This window comes from Mesorhizobium sp. BR1-1-13, assembly GCF_020165515.1.
Classification (GTDB): domain Bacteria; phylum Pseudomonadota; class Alphaproteobacteria; order Rhizobiales; family Rhizobiaceae; genus Mesorhizobium.
In genome coordinates this window covers 1-18148 of sequence record NZ_JAIUIH010000016.1, presented here as the reverse complement: position 1 = coordinate 18148, position 18148 = coordinate 1, and the positions used below count along the sequence as shown (strand labels likewise).

The window sequence follows — 18148 nt, the reverse complement described above, 5'->3', positions numbered from 1 at the left end:
AGGCGCGAGCGGAGCCGGGTTTGGAAATGTGAGCGACAGATGGAACCAGTGCACAATTGCGATAAGATGTTTCACCATTTTCGGTTTTCGAGGTCCAATGTCTGAAGTGGACTGGCTCAGCCATCTCTTGCAAATCATTACCGTTACCGGCCAGCTCGAGGTGCGCTGCGCCTACGGTGCGCCGTGGCGCATTGCCTGGAGCAAGGCTGCCGCCAACGAAATTCCCTACCATGTCATAGTCAAGGGCCGGGCCATTTTGGAGGACCCGGACACGAGGGCAGCAAAGGAGCTGGTGAGCGGAGATATTGTGCTGCTGCCTCACGGCGCGGCGCATGTATTGCACGACGGCAGCGGGCAAACACCAATCCCTACCCAGCAACGCCGAGGGGCTGCCGGATGGATGCTGAGCGAGAATGATGGCCAGGGCGAGCAACTGGATCTGCTGTGTGGGCGATTTTTTATCGCGCCGCCCCATGATCGGCTGGTCCGCAACTACCTGCCTGCGGATCTGGTGGCGCGGTCGATGGACGGCGATGAAGAAAACGGCATCGGCTCCGCCTCCAGCCAACTGGCCGGCCTGGTGATGCTGATGCGAATGGAGTCCGCCGGTGACAGAGCCGGAGGACGCGCCATTCTCAACGCGCTTTCTTCGGCCCTGTTCACACTGGTGCTGCGTGCGGCCAGCCAATCCGGGAAAGCTCCCGAAGGCTTGTTGGCCCTGGCCGGCAATCCACGGCTTGCTCCAGCCATTTCCGCGATGTTCGCCGATGCGGCACGGCCCTGGAAACTGCCCGATCTGGCCGATTTGTGCGGGATGTCGCGCGCTACGTTCATCCGCCAGTTCCAGGACAAGCTGGGTCGCTCCGCCCTGGATTTGTTGACCGATCTCCGCGTGAGTCTGGCCGCCAACGAGTTGAAGAAGCCGGCGATCAGCACCGAGGCCGTGGCCGAGACCGTCGGGTATCAATCCGTCTCGGCATTCCGGCGCGTCTTCGCCGAAAGGATGGGGATGACGCCGGGGGAGTGGCGGCGACTGGCGCACAAGGGCGAGTAAGACGCGCAGTCTGGTATCTGGAAGGCGCAATTTGATCCTTTTACGCATCATATTGAGCTTATTCAGTCTCGAAATAATCACGCATCTCCGTAGATTAGGCTTCGCAATCACTTGATAAGGGAGCCATCCAATGAACTGCCTCGCCACCACCGGACCAGCAACCCGCGTAGCCGCCCAGATCTTCACGCAAACCGGGAAGAGCGAAAACGCTTTCGCAACGAATGCCGTCATCGAAACGATCCTGAGCCGCAGTGCCGCCAAGTACTACGACCCTTCTGCCACCCTGAGCGACGAACAGATCCGCGACCTGGTGCGTATCGGCACGTCCGCGCCAACCTCCTTCCACCTGCAGAACTGGCGCTTCATCGCCGTACGCTCGCCGGAAGCCAAGGCACGGCTGCGCCCGATCGCCTGGAATCAGCCGGCGATCACCGATGCGGCCGTGACCTTCATCATCGTCGGCAGGCTGGCCGATGCCAGCACCGTGCCCGACCGCCTGGCGCCCGTGGTGGAAGCCGGCATCATGCCGGCGCACCTGGTGCCGGAGTGGGAGATCCCCGCTCGCGGTCTGTATGACGATCAGCCGCAGCGCCAGCGCGACGAGGCGGTACGCTCCGCGACCTTCGGCGCCGCGGCGATCATCTACACGGCCCGGTCGCTGGGCATGGGTTCGACACCGATGATCGGTTTCGACGCCGAGGCGGTGCACCGCGAGTTCGGCCTGGCCGAAGACGAAGTGCCGGTCATGCTGCTGACCGTCGGGCCGGAGCGAGCCGGCAACTGGCCGCAGAAGCCGCGCATGCCGGTGGCCGATGTCCTGGACTTTGCATAATCCCCAGCAACTCCAGATCTTACGGAGACAAGGATGGCAAGAACTGCCGCTCTCGTGGAAGGCACCGCGCCAATGGCTGACTGCGTGAGAGATCGAAAAGTCCTTCCACGCCCGTAAATTAACCCGAACCAACAAATATCCGAGGAGACAATTCCCATGAAAGCGATCGTAGTGACGGACCAGGCAGCAGGAACGGCCGGGATGAAATTGGTGCAGCGGCCCGAGCCGCAGGCGGCGATAAACGATGTCGTTATCGAAATTCATGCGTCGGGGTTCGTCCCGACCGAGCTGACGTGGCCCTCGACCTGGACCGATCGCGTCGATCGCGACCGGACGCCATCGATCCCCGGGCACGAACTGGCCGGGGTGGTCACCGCCCTGGGCTATGGTACGACAGGCCTGTCGGTCGGACAGCGGGTGTTCGGCCTCGCCGATTGGTATCGCGACGGCACCCTGGCGGAGTATATCGCCATCGAGGCTCGCAACCTCGCGCCATTGCCGGGCGATGTCGACTTCACGGTGGGCGCTAGCCTGCCGATCTCGGGCCTGACCGCGTGGCAGGGACTGTTTCAGCACGGCCGTCTTCAGGCGGGACAGAGCGTCCTCGCGCATGGTGCGGCCGGCGCCGTCGGGTCGATGGTGACGCAGCTCGCACGAGAGGCCGGCGCCTACGTCATTGGCACCGGACGCTCTGCCGACCGCCAGAAGGCGCTCGACTTCGGCGCGAACGAATTCGTCGACCTCGAGAACGACGCCCTGGAAGACGTGCGCGGCGTCGATCTGGTGTTCGATGTCATCGGCGGCGACATCCAGAAGCGGTCCGCTGGCCTGATCCGAGCCGGAGGCACGCTGGTGACCGTGGTCGGACCGGCCGAGGCGCGCCCCTTGGATGGCCTTGCGGTCGACTTCGTTGTCGAGTCCGACCGTGCCCAGCTGAGCGAGATCGTCCAGCGGGTGCGGGACGGACGGCTGCGGACGAACATCGGCAAAGTCGCGACCCTCGACGAGGCGATCGCCGCCTTCAACTCGACCGAACGACGCGCGGGGAAAACGGTCATCCGTGTTCGCCCGTGAGGACTTGGGGGAGAGAGGACGGTTCCTCTCTCCTCGATTTTCGTCCAGGCGGGCGGCTCGGGATAGGCAGCGAGCAGCGAGATCTCATGTCGAACCCGCCGGTTTCGGTGTCGCATTCTGTTGGCCCGCCGACCGCCGACCGGCAGACATACTCAGGATGGCAATTCCGGGCGGGACGAAGATGTTCGTCTCGCTATTCGAGATACGGCGTCAGCACATCTTCGACCCATTTCATGAATGCGCGGACGCGGCGCGACAGATTGCTGCGATGTGCTACGACGAAGGACACGGGGATCGCCCGGCGACGCAAATCGGGCATGAACTCCATCAGCGCTCCATGCCCCGAAGGTCGCGTCTTCCCTTGGCGACTTCCCAACGCGTAGCACCTGCTAGGCCTACAGCGGCAAACCTGCCTTGACATAACCGTCAACGAAATGTTGTCGGTCCTCATCGCGTCTAAAGGACTGCGTAGTTGCCCAACGAGATGCGCGGAAGCCAGGATTTATCTCGAGGAACCGTTGGGCTTCCTCTTGAGCTTGGGTGAGCTGACCGAGTTGCGCCAAGCTCGCAGCAAGAATGCGCTTTGCCGGTAGCCGGCCAACCTCCTCCTTGCGGAGAACCCTGACCGCCTGGGTATAATGGCCTGCAGCATAGTACGCGAACCCAAGGTCCCAGTAGTACCAACCCGGCGGATAGGGGTTGAGCCGAAGAGCATTCTCGGCCAGTTCGACGGCATCGTGGGGCCGGCCTTGCAGGACCCTCAAGCCCGCCATGTTCACCATTGTGTCGGCATGGTTCGGATTGATCCGCAGCGCCGTTTGGAGTGCGGACTCCGCCTCTTCGAGCATACCCTCGCAGAGCCGAACAAACCCAAGAACGCTATGCGCCATCGGATCGCTCACATCGATCGACATAGCCTTCTGAGCGTAAGCGAGCCCGAGGGCCTGGTTCGTGTTAAAGTCCTCTCCGTATTGAATCGCCGCGTTGTAGTGCGAGACGGCGAGCCATGCGTAGGCCTCTGCCAGATTCGGATCGAGCTCGGCGGCCTTGGAAAGGAGAATACGAGCAAGATCATTTCCGGCGGGCGACTGCATAACAAGAACGCGACCGCGAACGAGGAAGTCATACGCCTCGATCGTCATCCGGCGCCGTGGCCCATCGAGCACTGGGCCAAGCGGCAGCACGTTGGCCAAAGCTGCGACGACCCTGCGCACGACTTGGTCCTGCAGATGAAAGACGTCGACCAGATCGCCATCAAAGCGCTCGGCCCAAAGACATCTGTTCATCGTCGCCTCAGTGAGACGAGCCCCAATTCTGACCTGGCCTGCGACGCGGCGCACGCTGCCCTCCACGATATATTGGACGCCGAGTTCCTTCGCGATCGATTGCGTATCGGTGAACCTTGCTTTGAGAGCGAACGATGAATGGCTTGCGGTCACCAGGAGGCCAGGAACCTTCGAAAGGTCGGTGATCAGATCGTCCACCAAACCGTCGGCGAAATGCGCCTGCTCCGGATCGGCGCTCATGTACGCAAAGGGCAAGACAGCGAGAGAAGGGTTCGCTTCGAGCGGCAGGCCGGCGTCGACGACTGGAGCCTCGCGCTCCGCGACGGTGAGCGGGCCCGCAAACCGATAGCCCACCCGCGGGAAAGTCGCGATCCATTCTTCCCCGTCGGGTGAGACCCGCAGCCGCCTGCGAAGGGCGGCGATCTGCACCGTCAGATTGCTTTCTTCCACGTTGGTGTTCGGCCAGGCAGCGTCCATCAAAGCCGCCTTGCGCACCACTTGGCCGCGCGCTTCCACCAAGGCCTTCAGAAGCGCGAGGGATTTGCTTCCAATCGCAACAGGCAGGCTGTGCTCGAATAGTGCGCTGCTGCCAGCGTCAAGCACAAAGGGGCCGAATGCGAAGCGCAGGGACACCATGGCCGATCATACGACTTTCGGAACAATTTTGCGATCAATTCGGAGTTTTTTCAGGATCGGCGCCACGAAATCACCGATGCTCTCCACCGCAGACCAGCCTGAACGGAAACTGTCAGTGGCTTGGCTCCGTACCACGGGAGCTAATGATATGGCGAAACTAGCTCTAGCGATGAGTGTGCTAGCCGGCGTGACCGCGCTTTACGGCGATGCCGTGGCGGAATCCTCAGCGGTCGGTCCCACCTACATCGGGGATCGGGCGGCGGACCCAGAGGACGAGACGTTCGGCTACCTGGTGAAAACTGAAAGCGATCGCCCGCTCGCTTTCATCGGTCCAGCCCACAATGTCGGTCCCCTCACGGGGGACGTGGAGAAGGACACGATAGCGTACCAGCCGCTGTTGGGAGTGCAAAGCGACGGCCTTTGGTCATTCGTGCTCGTGCGCGGGTGGTGAGGTTTCAAATGCGCGATGGCTATGGAGTGCCGCCTGCCGCCGCGGGGAGGAAGTTCTATGCCCAAGATCAATCGTCGAGAAGTTATTGCCACCGGCAGCGCCGCCCTCGCGGCCTATGCCCTTTTGCATCGCTTTGCCCAAGCTTTTCCATCGCGGCCGGGCGAAAGCGTGGTGCCGTGGCTGGACCAGATGGCGCCCAATCCTGTCCCTGACATCATACAAAACCAGCTCCATTGGGAAGATCTGGATTCGTGGATCACGCCGAACGAGAAGTTCTTCTCAATCGCCCATTTCAATCGGCCGAAGATCGACGCAGGCGCGTGGAAGCTTGAAATCGATGGAATCGTGAAGAAGCCGATGGCCCTCACCCTCGCTGACATTAAGCAACGTCCGAAACAGGAGGTGACCTTCACCGTCGAATGTTCCGGCAATCATGGCTTGCCCTTCTTCCATGGCGGAATCGGCAACGCGCGCTGGGCTGGAACGCCGCTCGCGGCGGTTCTCGAAGAGGCGGGCATCGCCGGAGGCGGCATCGAAGTGGTGTTTTGGGGTAGCGATGTGGGCGACGTCGCACTGAAGGACATGTTTCGCGATGTGAAGATGCACCAGAACTTTGCCCGCTCCATGTCGCTCACCGATGCGATGGATCCGAAAAATCTACTCTGCTACGAAATGAACGGCTCCGATCTCCCGCCCGCCAATGGCTACCCGCTGCGGCTCATTGCGCCTGGCTGGTACGGTATCGCCAACGTCAAGTGGCTGAAGCGCATCGAAGTCCGCGGCAGCAGATTCATGAACCAGTTCATGGCGCGGGACTATGTCACGATCCGCGAGGAGGAGCACAATGGCGAAACCGTCTGGGCGGAAACCTCGGTTGGCCGGCCATCGTCAGTCGAACAAGATTAGATCCGGCAATGTCATTCAGCGCGAAGGTTGACCCGGGTCCCGACCGCCCCAAATACGTGATTTTACGGGCAAATTCCAATCTTCGGTGGGTCATTGTCGGCGCCGGTCGTGACCCCGCCTCTCCTCAAGATTGTGACTCCAGATCAAGGCGTTACGTTCGCCCGTGAGGGGATCAACCTTCAGCGCTTATTCACAGTGGGACGGCAGCTCCCCACCTTCCCCCGCCGAAGCTGCCTGTTTGCTCCCGGACTCGCTCAAGCCGGCAATCGGGACCCGAACGGCAAGTTTTGGGTAACGAAGCCAAACGGCGAGGAAGGGGTCGAAGGCGGACCGGCAGGTTTCCTCATAATCTGCAATCGGGACCGTAAAACCTGACGGTCTGTTCCCAGCCCCAAAGCCGCCATTTCACAATCGTCTCGATAACCGCGCCTTCTGCCCCACGCAGCCAAACCCGCCGCGCCGAAACGCCCTCAGGCCGTCTTCTGCGTCACCAGCCCCAGTTCCTCCACCATCGCCTGGCGCATGAGGAATTTCTGCGGCTTGCCGGTCACCGTCATTGGCAATTCGGCGCGGAAGCGGATGTGGCGCGGGACCTTGTAATGCGCGATCTGGCCGGCGCAGAAGGCCTTGATCTCCTGCTCGGTGGCGATCTGGCCGGGCTTGAGCACAATCCAGGCGCAGAGCTCCTCGCCATATTTGGCGTCGGGAATGCCGAACACCTGCACCTCCCTCACCTTGGGGTGTCGATAGAGGAACTCCTCGACCTCGCGCGGATAGACATTCTCGCCGCCGCGAATGACCATATCCTTGACCCGGCCGACGATGTTGCAATAGCCCTCCGCGTCGATGGTGGCGAGGTCGCCGGTGTGCATCCAGCCGTCGCCATCGATCGCCTCGCGGGTCTTGTCCTCGTCGTCCCAATAGCCCTTCATCACGGAATAGCCGCGCGTGCAGAGTTCCCCCGGCGCGCCCACCGCGACGGTGGCGCCTTCGGCATCGATGGCCTTGACCTCGACATGGGGATGGATGCGCCCGACGGTCGAGACCCGCTTTTCCAGGGGATCGTCGACGCTGCTCTGGAACGACACCGGGCTGGTCTCGGTCATGCCGTAGGCGATCGTCACCTCTTGCATATGCATCAGCGAGACCACCTTCTTCATCACCTCGATCGGGCATGGCGAGCCGGCCATGATGCCGGTGCGCAGGCTGGACAGGTCGAAGGCGGCGAAATCGGGATGGTCGAGCAGGCCGACGAACATGGTCGGCACGCCGTAGAGGCCGGTGCAGCGTTCCTGCGCCACGGCGTTCAACGTCGCGCCGGCATCGAAGCCCTCGCCGGGAAAGACCATGGTCGCGCCCTTGGTGACGCAGCCCATCGTGCCCATCGACATGCCGAAGCAATGGTAGAGCGGCACGGGAATGCAAAGCCGGTCGTCGACCGTCAACCTGATCGCCGAGGTGACGAAATTGCCGTTGTTGACGATGTTCAGATGGGTCAGCGTCGCGCCCTTGGGCGCGCCGGTGGTTCCGCTCGTGAACTGGATGTTGATGGCGTCGTCCGGCTTCAGCCCTTCGGAGATGCGGTCGAGACTGTCATGCTCGTCGCGCCCCGCCATGGCCAGCACATCGGCGAAGTTGAACATGCCGGGCGAGTTCTCCTCGCCCATGCGGATGACGATCCGGAGCGCGGGCAGTTTCTGTGCCCTGAGCTTGCCGGGCGTCGCCGTCGCGATCTCCGGCGCCAGCGTCTCGATCATGCCGAGATAATCCGAGGTCTTGAAGCTGGCCGCGGTGACCAGAGCCTTGCAGCCGACCTTGTTCAGCGCATAGTCCAGCTCGGTGAGTCGGTAGGCCGGGTTGATGTTGACCAGGATCAGGCCGATGCGGGCGGTGGCGAATTGCGTCACCAGCCATTCCCAGCGGTTGGGCGACCAGATGCCGACGCGATCGCCCTTTTCGAGGCCCAGCGCCAGGAAACCGGCGGCCAGCGCGTCCACCGTGTCGGACAGTTCGCTCCAGGTGAAGCGCTTGTCCTGGCCGACGAAGACGGCGGCATCGAGCGTGCCGTATCTGCTGGCCGTGTCGGAGAACAGCGCGGGGATGGTCTTGTCGAGCAGCGGCACGCCGCGCTCGCCCGAGACATGCGCCTTGCCGTCGACGGGCGCGACAAAGACACTGCCGGCGTGCGCGCCGCGTCCGCGCAGATTGGTGGCGTTCTTCAGTTCGTCGAGATTGACCGGCATCGCTCTCTCCTCCCAGAACATCCGAGCCTATCAGCCTGCCGGGACGGTGGAAATCCCGCCGAAGGTAGGGCGGGCTTCGGAAGGCGGGCCGCGCCGCCTTCCATGGTCATGAGAATGGCAGGGTCGTGAGAATGGTGCAGAAACGAAAAACCCGCCTCGACGGGCGGGTGGCGCAAATCATCACCATACCGATATTCGTAGCATAGTTGCCGGCACAAAGCAAGAACAAAATTTGTCCGCCGCTTGGCACGACGATCGCCGAGGCATGCTGGACGGGCTATCCCTTCACCGAGGCCATGCTCGCCGCGATGTCGCGCAGCATCGTCTCGTCGGCCGTGGAACGCGTCTTTCGCGACGCGACAAGACACGCCTGCGACCGCAGCACGACGCCGTCGGCCAGCACCTTGAGATGATTGGCGCGCAGCGTCGAGCCCGTGGTGGTGATGTCGACGATGACGTCGGCAAGGCCGGCCGCCGGCGCGCCTTCGGTGGCGCCCAGGCTCTCGACGATGCGATAGACCTGGATGCCGTGCTTCTGCGAGAAGAATTGCTGGGTCAGCCGCCAGTATTTGGTGGCGATCCTGAGCCGCCTTCCATGACGCTGGCGGAAATCGGCGGCGACATCATCAAGGTCGGCCATGGTCTCGACATCGAGCCAGATGTCGGGCACGGCCACCACGACATCGGCATGGCCGAAGCCGAGACGGGCGACGATTTCGGCGCGCGCCTCCCAGTCGGCGAGGTTCTCGCGCACGAGGTCCTCGCCGGTGATGCCGAGATCGACGGCGCCTTGCCCGATCTCGCCCGATATTTCGGACGCGGACAGGAAAACGACCTCGACATTGTCCATGCCTTCGACGCGGGCGTGATATTTGCGCTCGTCACCGGGCAGGCTGATGGCGAGGCCGGCTTTCGCCAGCACCTCCAGCGCCTGCTCCTTCAACCGGCCCTTGGACGGGATCGCCAGCGTGATCATCGCGCGCGCTCCCGCAATGCCTCGATGCGGTCGAGCCAGACCGAGAAGCCGACGCCGGGGATCGGCGTCTTGGCGCCGAGCAGGGTCAGCAGCCGGTCGTAGCGGCCGCCGCCGGCCAGCGGCCTGTCACCATCTTGCGCCGCGATCTCGAAGACCACGCCGGTGTAGTAGTCGAGCGGGCGCCCGAAAGCGGCATCGTAGCGGATTCCTTGCGCCGGCAAGCCATGTGCCTCGATTGCCCTGGCGCGCGCCGCGAATTTTTCCAGCGCGGCACCCAGCGATAGGCCCGCGTCGGCGGCAAAGCTCTCCAGCGCCCGTGTCGCCGCGCCGAGCGGCACGTCGATCGCCAGAAAGGTCTTCAGCGCCGCGAAGGCTTCGTTGGACAGCCGCACGCTGCGCAGCTCGGCTTTTTCGATCAACCGCCGCGCGATATCGGCCGGCGCGCGTCCGGCCGAAGCCGACAGGCCGGCCTCTTCCATGCCGCCGGCTATATGCGCGGAGAGACCGTCCAGGTCACCGTCGAGCACAAGTGCGGCGACCGGGCCGGAGAGCTGGCTGTTGCGCGGCGGATTGGCGAGATCGGCAAGGGCTGCCTCAAGCATCGGCGCCGAGCCGAAGGCGCGGGCGAGCCGCATGCGCCAGCCGCGCGGCAGGCCGAGCGCCGCCAGCACCGCTTCGAAGATGGCCTGGTCGCCGAGCGTGATCGCCAGCGCCTGGCCCGGCAGCGCCAGGGACAGCAGCGCATGCGCGTCGGCCACCGAACGGGCATCGGCCGCGGCCGTGTCGCGGTCGCCGAGATCCTCGATGCCGGCCTGGAAGAACTCGTTGCCGCCTTCGCGGCGCTGGCGGAAAACCTCGCCCAGATAGGAGTAGCGACGCGGCGTACCGGCCTGGCTGGCGATATGGTCGAGACAGACGGGAATGGTGAATTCCGGCCGCAGGCAGAGCGTCTGCCCGGTCTCGCTTTCGGTCAGGAAGATGCGGCGGCGTAGATCCTCGCCCGCCATGTCGAGGAAAGGGTCGGCCGGCTGCAGCACCGCGACCTCCACTGCATGCGTGTCGCGGGTCGCGAACAGGCCGGCGATGTCGGCCGCGATGGCGGGGTAGCGGGAGGTCAATTTGCCGACCTCAGTGATTCACGACCCTCTGGTCCCAAACCAGAGGGTCTCCAAGCGGAAGCTGGCGCTTTACGGCGCCCCCCTCTGTCCTGCCGGACAGTCCGGCAGGACAGAGGGGGGCGCGACAGAACGCGGCCTCTACTTACCACGCGCTCTCTCCTCGGCCTGCGCGGCGAGTATCTTCTTCACCTCGGCGACCAGCTCGCCTTCCGCCACCGTGACCTGTGCCGGGCGGGCGGCGCGCCATTCGGCGTTGTCGGTGATTTCCGCCGACAGGCGCGCGCCTTCGATCAGGTCCTTGATCTGCAATTCGCCCTTGGCGCGCTCGTCGCCGCCCTGGATGATTGCGACCGGGCAGCCGCGACGGTCGGCATATTTGAGCTGCGCCTTCATGCCGGCGCCGCCGAGATACATTTCGGAGCGAATGCCTGCGGCGCGCAGCTCGCTTACCATCTGCTGGTAGCGGCCGAGGCTTTCGGTGTCCCTGTCCATGACCAGCACGACGACCGGCGCGATCACGTCGGCGCTGTCGAGCTTGCCGAGGTTCTTCAGCGCCGTCATCAGCCTGGAAACGCCGATGGAGAAGCCGGTCGCCGGCACTGGCTCGCCGCGGAAGCGCGACACCAGCCCGTCATAGCGGCCGCCGCCGCCGACCGAACCGAAGCGCACGATCTGGCCATCCTCGTTGGGGATCTCGGCCAGGAGTTCGGCCTCGAAGACCGGACCGGTGTAGTATTCGAGGCCGCGCACAACGGAGCGGTCCATGGCGACGCGATCTTCGCCGTATCCCGCCGCCCTGACCAGGGCCTCGATGGTCGCGAGCTCGCCAACGCCCTCCTGGTAGACGGCATTCGCACTGACGCTGGCATCCCGGCCGGCCTGCGCATTGCGCGCGGTCGCCTGAAGAACCGCCTCGGCTTGCGCATCATTCAGGCCGGCGCCCTTGGCGAAGTCGCCCTCGCCTTCCTTGCCACCGTCCCAGCGTCCCGGGCCAAGCAGTAATCGCACGCCTTCCGGCCCGAGCTTGTCCAGCTTGTCGATGGCGCGCAGGACCGTCAGCCGGCGGCCCATATTCTCTTCGCCGCCGAGGCCGATCGCCTCGAGCACGCCGTCGAGCACCTTGCGGTTGTTGACGCGAATGACGTAGTCGCCGCGCTTGATGCCGAGCGCTTCCATCACGTCGGCCATCATCATCGCCATCTCGGCGTCGGCGGCGACGCCGGGCGTGCCGATCGTGTCGGCGTCGAACTGCATGAACTGGCGGAAGCGGCCGGGACCAGGCTTCTCGTTGCGGAACACCCAGCCGGAACGGTAGCTGCGATAGGGTTTCGGCAAGCGCTCGAAATTCTCGGCGACGAAACGCGCCGTCGGCGCGGTCAGGTCGTAGCGCAGCGACAGCCACTGGTCGTCGTCGTCCTGAAAGGAGAACACGCCTTCGTTCGGCCGGTCCTGGTCGGGCAGGAATTTTCCGAGCGCATCGGTGTATTCGATCAGCGGCTGGTCGGCGGGTTCGAAACCGTAGAGTTCATAGACCGAGCGGATCGTCGCCATCATCTTCTCGACGGCGCGGATATCTTCGGCGCTGCGGTCGGCAAAACCGCGCGGCAGCCGCGCTTTCGTCTTTTCCGATTTGTCGGCCATGGGATTCGCCCGGTATTTCGTGATGCTTGAAGGTCAACAATGTTGCGATTTTCGCAACGCGCGTGTCCTAACCGAAGCAGCTTTGTGCGGCAAGGGCCGGCGCCTCGGCCTTCGCCCTACGGGAGAAGCGGAGAGGAGGCCGGATCTGAAACAAAAACGCACCGAAAATGAAACAATCCCGCCATCGGCGCGGCATCGTGCCGACATAATCGAGGTCGATACAGCGCACCGCAATGAAGGGGTTCGGGACATGATCAGCGCGGTGGAATTTCATGACAACAGGGATGCGGGCGACATGCCGGCACGCCTGCGCGCGGCAGACGTCCATGCTTCCAGGATGATCGGCCAGCCGGCCGGATCCTTCGAGGTTTCCGCCGACGCCGGCAAGGGGCCTTCCATGCGCGAGACATTGGTGACCGGCCTGCTGGTGATCTATCCGACGGTCGCCACCGTGGTCGCGATCGTCGCCGGCCTGTTCCTGGGAAGTGCCAACGGCACGTGAGGCTATTTCGGCCGTTTGAAAGCCTTCCGTTCTTTCTCGACCTGCTTGCGGCAAACACACCCCTCGAGATGATCGTTGACCAGGCCCATCGCCTGCATGAAGGCGTAGACCGTGGTCGGGCCGACGAAGGTCCAGCCGCGCTTCTTCAGGTCCTTGGAGATACGGATCGAGACCGCCGTGGTCGGATTGGCGCGCAGATGGGCGAGGTCGACGACCTGCGGCCGTTCCTCCTTGCCGGGTTCGAACTTCCAGAACCAGGCAGCGAGCGAGCCAAATTCATCTGCCATCTCGCGGGCGCGTTTGGCGTTGTTGATAGTCGAGACGATCTTGCCGCGATGGCGGATGATGCCAGCATCGCCGAGCAGGCGCTCGACGTCCTTCTCGGTGAAGGCGGCGACCTTGTCGAAATCGAAGCCGGCGAAAGCGGCGCGAAAATTCTCCCGCTTGCGCAGGATCGTCAGCCAGGACAGGCCCGACTGGAAACCTTCGAGACAGATCTTCTCGAACAGCCGGCGGTCGTCCGCCACCGGGCGGCCCCATTCATGGTCATGGTAATGCAGGTAGTCGGGCAGATTGCCGTGCCAGAAGCAGCGCGCGACACCGTCGGGTCCGGCGAGAAGGCCGGTTCTTTCCTTGTCCATGGCGAGAATTCCATTCGTTAACGCGCTGGTTGCGCTGCTTTACCTTGGCTTTACCAGATTCCTGAACGCGGCGGTAACCACACCGAAAGGTTTACCGACAGTTCCGCATTTTACACATTCCGATTCATGTTTCGGTTGCTGTTCCCGCGCCAATGATCGCTGAACCGGGAGGTCGTTTCCACCCGGTTTGTCAGACGATCAAGGTGCTTTCCCGATGAAGAGAGTTTTGTTTCCCGTGCTCGGCGCCGTGGCTGCGTTTGCTGCCGGCGTCACACCTTCCACGGCCGGAGACCGCTACGCCGACAGACCGCCGGTGATGGTGAGCCCCGACCTTTCCGCCCCTTGGGTGCTGCAGCTTGGCCACGCGCCGGGCATCGTGCGGCAGAACCGGCAGATCGCGCAGCAGCCGCGCCCGCGTTATGCGCAGCCCGACCGCGTGCAGACGGCGGCCGTGCAGGCCCCGGCCAAGCGCATGGTCGCGCGCGCCCAGATCAACCCGATCTACCTGCCGCAGGAAGTCGCCTATGACGGCCCGCAGAAGCCGGGCACCATCGTCATCGATACGACCCAGAACTTCCTCTATCTGGTCGAAAAGAACGGCAAGGCGCGGCGCTACGGCGTCGGCACCGGCAAGCCGGGTTTCGAATGGTCGGGCACGCACAAGATCACCAACAAGCGGGTCTGGCCGGACTGGCGCCCGCCGGCCGCGATGATCAAGCGCGAGGCCGCCAAGGGGCGCTACCTGCCGACCTACCTGGCCGGCGGCATGGAGAACCCGCTCGGCGCGCGCGCGCTCTATCTCGGCAGTACGGAATATCGTATCCACGGCACCAACCAGCCCTGGACGATCGGCGGCGCCGTGTCGTCGGGCTGCATCCGCATGCGCAACGAGGATGTCGTCGACCTTTATGAACGGGTCGATGTCGGAACCACTGTCGAGGTGATATAATAGTTGCTGCGAATCACCCGCTCCGGAAGCGCAGCGCTTCCCGGATCGGAAGGAAAATAACGGGGGACGGGCCGTATGGGGATGCGGCCGGTCAGAAAGGGCGGCACGGGAAACCGTGCTGCCCTTTCCGTTTCGGACGAAGCACTGCCGCGCCCGCACGTCGCGCAAAAGGCATGACGGTTCGCATTCGTGCTGCCATTGCCGCTGTTCTTTTGCTATGGCAAAGGCAACGCTCAGGTCAGAAGAGTCCGATCATGTCACTGTCCGACGACAGCCGCTATCTCAAGGGCGGCCCGGTTGCCCGGCGCATCATCGCCGCGGTGCGCGATGATGCGGCGATCGCACGGGCCGAAGGGTTCCCGCCCAAACTGGTGTCGATCACCGTAGGCGATACGGCGGCGGTGGATGTCTATGTACGCAACCAGCGCGCCAAGGCGGAGCTGGCGGGCATCGATTTCGAAGAACGACGCTTTCCCGCCACCATCACCGCGGGCGAACTGGAAGCGGCGATCCACGGCCTGAACGCCGATCCGCGCGTTACCGGCATCATCATTCAGCGGCCGGTGCCGGCACATATTCCGATCAGGACGTTGCAGGCGGCGGTGCATCCGCTGAAGGACGTCGAAGGCATGCATCCGGCCTCGATCGGCAACATCGTCTACAACCAGCTCGATCTGGCGCCCTGCACGGCGGCCGCCTCGGTCGAGTTGCTCAAGGAAACCGGCCTCGACCTCAAGGGCCTGGAAGTGGTGATCGTCGGCCACTCCGAGATCGTCGGCAAGCCGATCGCCTTCCTCTTGATGAGCGAAGGCGCGACGGTCACGGTCTGCCACCACATGACGCGCTCGGTCGCCGCGCACGCGCGCCGCGCCGATGCGCTGTTCGTCGCCGTCGGCAAGCCGCGCCTGATCAAGGCCGACATGGTAAAGCCCGGTGCGGCCGTCATCGATATCGGCATCAATTCCGAGACGCTGCCAGACGGTTCCAGCCGTATCGTCGGCGACGTCGACACCGACAGCGTGAAGGACGTTGCCTCCTGGATCACGCCGGTGCCGGGCGGCGTCGGCCCGATCACCGTTGCGACCCTGCTGCGCAACACGATGGTGGCGCTCAGCCGCCAGCGCGCGCTCTACGAGGCGACCTACGGCACGATCGACAGGCTGGCGGCGGAATAAACGCCGGGGCGGCCCCTACTCAGCGGCGATCAGGCCGGATTCCGCAACGCCTTCCGGCCTCGGCCCGCCATAGGCCCAGTCGAGCAGCTTGATCGTATGCACCACCGGCAGCTTCGCGGCAGACGCGATCTGCGTTATGCAGCCGATATTGCCGGTGGCGACGACCGAGGCGTCGGTAGCCTCGATGTTCTTCACCTTGCGATCGCGCAGCCTGGCCGAAATATCCGGCTGCAAGATGTTGTATGTGCCGGCCGAACCGCAGCACAAATGCCCTTCGCGCGGCTCGCGCACGATGAAGCCGGCTTTGGCCAGCAATTCCCTAGGCTGTCGGGTAATCTTCTGGCCGTGCTGCATCGAACAGGCCGAATGATAGGCGACGACCGTGCCCGGCTTGCGCACCGGTTCGGGCAGGTCGATGGCGGTCAGATATTCGGTAACGTCCTTGGCCAGCATGGAGACACGTGCAGCCTTTTCGGCGTAGGCCGGATCGAGCCGCAGCATGAAACCGTAATCCTTGATGGTCGTGCCGCAGCCCGACGCGGTGATGATAATGGCATCGATCCCGCCTTGTTCGATGGCGCGGGTCCAGGCATCCACATTTTGCCTTGCCGAAGCAAGGGCGGCTTGCTCGCGCCCCATGTGGTGGACGAGCGCGCCGCAACAGCCCTCGCCCGGCGGCACCACGACCTCGACGCCAAGCCGCGTCAGCAGTGAAATGGTCGTGTCGTTGATGGCGGGATCGAGCACCGATTGCGCGCAACCGGTGAGGATGGCGACGCGGCCCCTCTTCGCCCCCTGCCCGGTATGGATGCCCGGCGAAGCCATCGGCGATGCTCCCGGGATCGATTCCGGCGCGAGCTTGAGCATTGCGCCAACCGGCTTCAATGCCGGGATCTTCTCGAACAGGCCGATGAACGGCTTGCCCAATTTCGCCAATTTGAGCGCGGCGCGAAAACGCCGGGGATAGGGCAGGACGAGGGCCAGTATTGCGCGGATCAGGCGATCGAGCAGCGGCCGCCTATAGGTCTGCTGGATATGGGCGCGGGCATGGTCGACCAGATGCATGTAGTTGACGCCAGACGGGCAGGTGGTCATGCAGGCCAGGCAGGACAGGCAGCGATCGATATGGGTGACGATCTCCTTGTCGGCGGGGCGGCCGTTTTCCAGCATGTCCTTGATCAGGTAGATGCGCCCGCGCGGTGAATCGAGCTCGTTGCCCAGCGTCACATAGGTCGGGCAGGTAGCGGTGCAGAACCCGCAATGCACGCATTTGCGCAAGATCTTCTCCGATTCCGCGACGTGCGGATCGGCAAGCTGTGCGGGCGAGAAATTGGTCTGCATCTCTTGATGTCCTAGGCCATGCGGCCGGGATTGAGGATGTTCTTGGGGTCGAATTCCTGCTTCAGCCGCTGGCTGAGCGCTGCCAGCGCCGGAGCCTGCGGCTCGAACACCGGCAGGGCGGCGCGATGCGAAGGAGCCGCGCGCACCAATGTCGCATGGCCGCCGCCATGTTTTCTCAGAAGCCCACGCAGCAGCGCGGCTTCCGGATCGCCCTCTTCCATGCGCAACCACACCAGCCCACCCTGCCAGTCATAGAAGGCGCTGACGGCGGCCTGCATGCGCAGCGTCAGCACCATCTGGTGCGCCTGCGCGGGTGTCATCGACACGCGCCAGACCGGTTTTCCGCTGCCGTCGGCGAGCGGCCTGCAATCGCGCACATCACGCCACAGGGCGGCCGACGCTTCGCTGGAAATCTCCTCCAGGGGCCCGGCATCTCCGAGCAACCTCTTCAGCGCGGCGATGCGATAGGCGACGGAGGGGCCAAAACCTTCCACCCGCAGCAGCGTGGCCGCATCATTGCCGAGCGCACCTGCGGCAACCCGTGCGGCAATCCGCTCCGGCAGGTGGGCGGCGCTCGATACTTCGGCACTGGAGCCGAGCGCCAGTGCCATCGCCGCGGCGGCCGCATCGTCGAGCAGGCCGCGGACGGCGAGCGTGACCTCGGTCTCGGCCGACGGCAGCACCTTGAAGGTGACGTCGGTGAACACGGCCAGCGTGCCCCAGCTGTTGGCCATCAGCTTGGACAAGTCATAACCGGTGACGTTCTTCACCACGCGGCCGCCAGACTTGAAGGCCTCGGCCCGGCCGGAAACCACCTGGATGCCCAGTATATGGTCTCGTGCTGCCCCCGCCTTCAGCCGCCGCGGGCCGGAGAGGTTCGCCGCAAGCGCACCACCAAGCGTGCCCTTGCCCGGCTCGCCGCCGAGCAGAGGGCCGTAATCCATCGGCTCGAAAGCGAGTTGCTGGCCGTTTTGCGCCAGCAGCGTCTCGATTTCGGCCAGCGGCGTGCCCGCCTTTGCCGACAGCACCAGTTCGGCTGGTTCATAGAGCGTCACCCCGGCGAGCCTCGACAGGTCGAGCGTGTGCTCCGTCTGCAGCGGGCGGCCGATGCCGCGCTTGGAGCCATGGCCAAGGATTTCGAGCGGCGTTTCTTCCGCCGCCGCCCAGGCAACGATCGAGAGGACTTCGGTTGATGTGGCGGGGGTGAAGGTGGTCATGTTCGCGCCCAGTTCCTCTCCCCCGCAAAGCGGGGGAGAGGAACCCCCGTTCTGATAGGCCATCCTCAAAACCTCGGAATGTCCGGAAACGCCACCCGTCCGCGAT

At 64.0% G+C, this 18148-nt stretch carries 17 protein-coding genes; 8 read left to right on the top strand and 9 right to left on the bottom strand.

The window, feature by feature from the left end; genetic code table 11:
• Positions 1-97: 97 nt before the first annotated feature.
• The 3 genes from LB533_RS26965 (at position 98) to LB533_RS26955 (ending at position 2960) form a co-directional block, all read left to right on the top strand.
• The gene (locus tag LB533_RS26965; RefSeq protein ID WP_140642538.1) at positions 98-1054 is read left to right on the top strand and encodes an AraC family transcriptional regulator; all 957 of its coding nucleotides are present in this window, start codon (positions 98-100) and stop codon (positions 1052-1054) included.
• 130 nt (positions 1055-1184) lie between these two features.
• A complete protein-coding gene (locus tag LB533_RS26960; protein WP_224678658.1) occupies positions 1185-1886 on the top strand; it encodes a nitroreductase family protein in 702 nt (233 codons plus the stop codon).
• Between the two features lie 156 nt (positions 1887-2042).
• Entirely contained in the window at positions 2043-2960 is a 918-nt protein-coding gene (locus LB533_RS26955; protein WP_140642535.1) for an NADP-dependent oxidoreductase, read from the top strand.
• Between the two features lie 193 nt (positions 2961-3153).
• On the opposite strand, the gene LB533_RS29955 is transcribed toward LB533_RS26955, so the two are convergent.
• Both LB533_RS29955 and LB533_RS26950 read right to left on the bottom strand, forming a co-directional pair.
• Complete coding sequence (locus LB533_RS29955) at positions 3154-3288, bottom strand: hypothetical protein (protein WP_263487723.1); 135 nt, start codon at positions 3286-3288, stop codon at positions 3154-3156.
• Between the two features lie 67 nt (positions 3289-3355).
• Complete coding sequence (locus LB533_RS26950; protein ID WP_224678657.1) at positions 3356-4882, bottom strand: winged helix-turn-helix domain-containing tetratricopeptide repeat protein; 1527 nt, start codon at positions 4880-4882, stop codon at positions 3356-3358.
• A 148-nt stretch (positions 4883-5030) separates the two neighbouring features.
• Between LB533_RS26950 and LB533_RS26945 the strand changes: the two genes are divergently transcribed.
• Together LB533_RS26945 and LB533_RS26940 are read left to right on the top strand one after the other, a co-directional pair.
• Complete coding sequence (locus LB533_RS26945) at positions 5031-5333, top strand: hypothetical protein (RefSeq protein WP_224678656.1); 303 nt, start codon at positions 5031-5033, stop codon at positions 5331-5333.
• 57 nt (positions 5334-5390) lie between these two features.
• Complete coding sequence (locus LB533_RS26940; protein WP_224678655.1) at positions 5391-6239, top strand: molybdopterin-dependent oxidoreductase; 849 nt, start codon at positions 5391-5393, stop codon at positions 6237-6239.
• 470 nt (positions 6240-6709) lie between these two features.
• On the opposite strand, the gene LB533_RS26935 is transcribed toward LB533_RS26940, so the two are convergent.
• The 4 genes from LB533_RS26935 to hisS form a co-directional block, all read right to left on the bottom strand.
• Entirely contained in the window at positions 6710-8482 is a 1773-nt protein-coding gene (locus LB533_RS26935) for an AMP-binding protein (protein ID WP_224678654.1), read from the bottom strand.
• A 277-nt stretch (positions 8483-8759) separates the two neighbouring features.
• Complete coding sequence (hisG, locus tag LB533_RS26930; RefSeq protein WP_140763359.1) at positions 8760-9458, bottom strand: ATP phosphoribosyltransferase; 699 nt, start codon at positions 9456-9458, stop codon at positions 8760-8762.
• The gene (locus LB533_RS26925) at positions 9455-10576 is read right to left on the bottom strand and encodes an ATP phosphoribosyltransferase regulatory subunit (RefSeq protein ID WP_224678653.1); all 1122 of its coding nucleotides are present in this window, start codon (positions 10574-10576) and stop codon (positions 9455-9457) included. Before LB533_RS26925 ends, hisG begins: the two co-directional genes overlap by 4 nt.
• 138 nt (positions 10577-10714) lie before the next feature.
• Positions 10715-12217, bottom strand: a complete 1503-nt coding sequence (gene hisS, locus LB533_RS26920; RefSeq protein WP_224678652.1) for a histidine--tRNA ligase — start codon at positions 12215-12217, stop codon at positions 10715-10717.
• Between the two features lie 250 nt (positions 12218-12467).
• Between hisS and LB533_RS26915 the strand changes: the two genes are divergently transcribed.
• Entirely contained in the window at positions 12468-12719 is a 252-nt protein-coding gene (locus LB533_RS26915; RefSeq protein WP_224678651.1) for a hypothetical protein, read from the top strand.
• 2 nt (positions 12720-12721) lie between these two features.
• Here the strand turns inward: LB533_RS26915 and LB533_RS26910 are convergent, their stop codons facing one another.
• Entirely contained in the window at positions 12722-13360 is a 639-nt protein-coding gene (locus tag LB533_RS26910) for a DNA-3-methyladenine glycosylase I (RefSeq protein ID WP_224678650.1), read from the bottom strand.
• Positions 13361-13574: 214 nt separating this feature from the next.
• Between LB533_RS26910 and LB533_RS26905 the strand changes: the two genes are divergently transcribed.
• The gene (locus LB533_RS26905; RefSeq protein WP_224678649.1) at positions 13575-14309 is read left to right on the top strand and encodes a L,D-transpeptidase; all 735 of its coding nucleotides are present in this window, start codon (positions 13575-13577) and stop codon (positions 14307-14309) included.
• Between the two features lie 254 nt (positions 14310-14563).
• The gene (locus LB533_RS26900; RefSeq protein ID WP_224678648.1) at positions 14564-15484 is read left to right on the top strand and encodes a bifunctional 5,10-methylenetetrahydrofolate dehydrogenase/5,10-methenyltetrahydrofolate cyclohydrolase; all 921 of its coding nucleotides are present in this window, start codon (positions 14564-14566) and stop codon (positions 15482-15484) included.
• A gap of 15 nt (positions 15485-15499) precedes the next feature.
• Here the strand turns inward: LB533_RS26900 and glcF are convergent, their stop codons facing one another.
• Positions 15500-16825 (bottom strand): glycolate oxidase subunit GlcF, encoded by a 1326-nt coding sequence (gene glcF / locus LB533_RS26895; RefSeq protein ID WP_224678647.1) that lies wholly within the window; start codon positions 16823-16825, stop codon positions 15500-15502.
• 11 nt (positions 16826-16836) lie between these two features.
• Positions 16837-18042: a glycolate oxidase subunit GlcE gene (gene glcE, locus LB533_RS26890; protein WP_224678646.1), complete on the bottom strand. Its 1206-nt coding sequence runs from the start codon at positions 18040-18042 to the stop codon at positions 16837-16839.
• Positions 18043-18148: the final 106 nt, after the last annotated feature.

Coding starts and splice junctions, on each gene's coding strand:
- LB533_RS26965 (WP_140642538.1), top strand. CDS start 98: ATGTCTGAAGTGGACTGGCTCAGCCATCTCTTGCAAATCATTACCGTT.
- LB533_RS26960 (WP_224678658.1), top strand. CDS start 1,185: ATGAACTGCCTCGCCACCACCGGACCAGCAACCCGCGTAGCCGCCCAG.
- LB533_RS26955 (WP_140642535.1), top strand. CDS start 2,043: ATGAAAGCGATCGTAGTGACGGACCAGGCAGCAGGAACGGCCGGGATG.
- LB533_RS29955 (WP_263487723.1), bottom strand. CDS start 3,288: ATGGAGTTCATGCCCGATTTGCGTCGCCGGGCGATCCCCGTGTCCTTC.
- LB533_RS26950 (WP_224678657.1), bottom strand. CDS start 4,882: ATGGTGTCCCTGCGCTTCGCATTCGGCCCCTTTGTGCTTGACGCTGGC.
- LB533_RS26945 (WP_224678656.1), top strand. CDS start 5,031: ATGGCGAAACTAGCTCTAGCGATGAGTGTGCTAGCCGGCGTGACCGCG.
- LB533_RS26940 (WP_224678655.1), top strand. CDS start 5,391: ATGCCCAAGATCAATCGTCGAGAAGTTATTGCCACCGGCAGCGCCGCC.
- LB533_RS26935 (WP_224678654.1), bottom strand. CDS start 8,482: ATGCCGGTCAATCTCGACGAACTGAAGAACGCCACCAATCTGCGCGGA.
- hisG (WP_140763359.1), bottom strand. CDS start 9,458: ATGATCACGCTGGCGATCCCGTCCAAGGGCCGGTTGAAGGAGCAGGCG.
- hisS (WP_224678652.1), bottom strand. CDS start 12,217: ATGGCCGACAAATCGGAAAAGACGAAAGCGCGGCTGCCGCGCGGTTTT.
- LB533_RS26915 (WP_224678651.1), top strand. CDS start 12,468: ATGATCAGCGCGGTGGAATTTCATGACAACAGGGATGCGGGCGACATG.
- LB533_RS26910 (WP_224678650.1), bottom strand. CDS start 13,360: ATGGACAAGGAAAGAACCGGCCTTCTCGCCGGACCCGACGGTGTCGCG.
- LB533_RS26905 (WP_224678649.1), top strand. CDS start 13,575: ATGAAGAGAGTTTTGTTTCCCGTGCTCGGCGCCGTGGCTGCGTTTGCT.
- LB533_RS26900 (WP_224678648.1), top strand. CDS start 14,564: ATGTCACTGTCCGACGACAGCCGCTATCTCAAGGGCGGCCCGGTTGCC.
- glcF (WP_224678647.1), bottom strand. CDS start 16,825: ATGCAGACCAATTTCTCGCCCGCACAGCTTGCCGATCCGCACGTCGCG.
- glcE (WP_224678646.1), bottom strand. CDS start 18,042: ATGACCACCTTCACCCCCGCCACATCAACCGAAGTCCTCTCGATCGTT.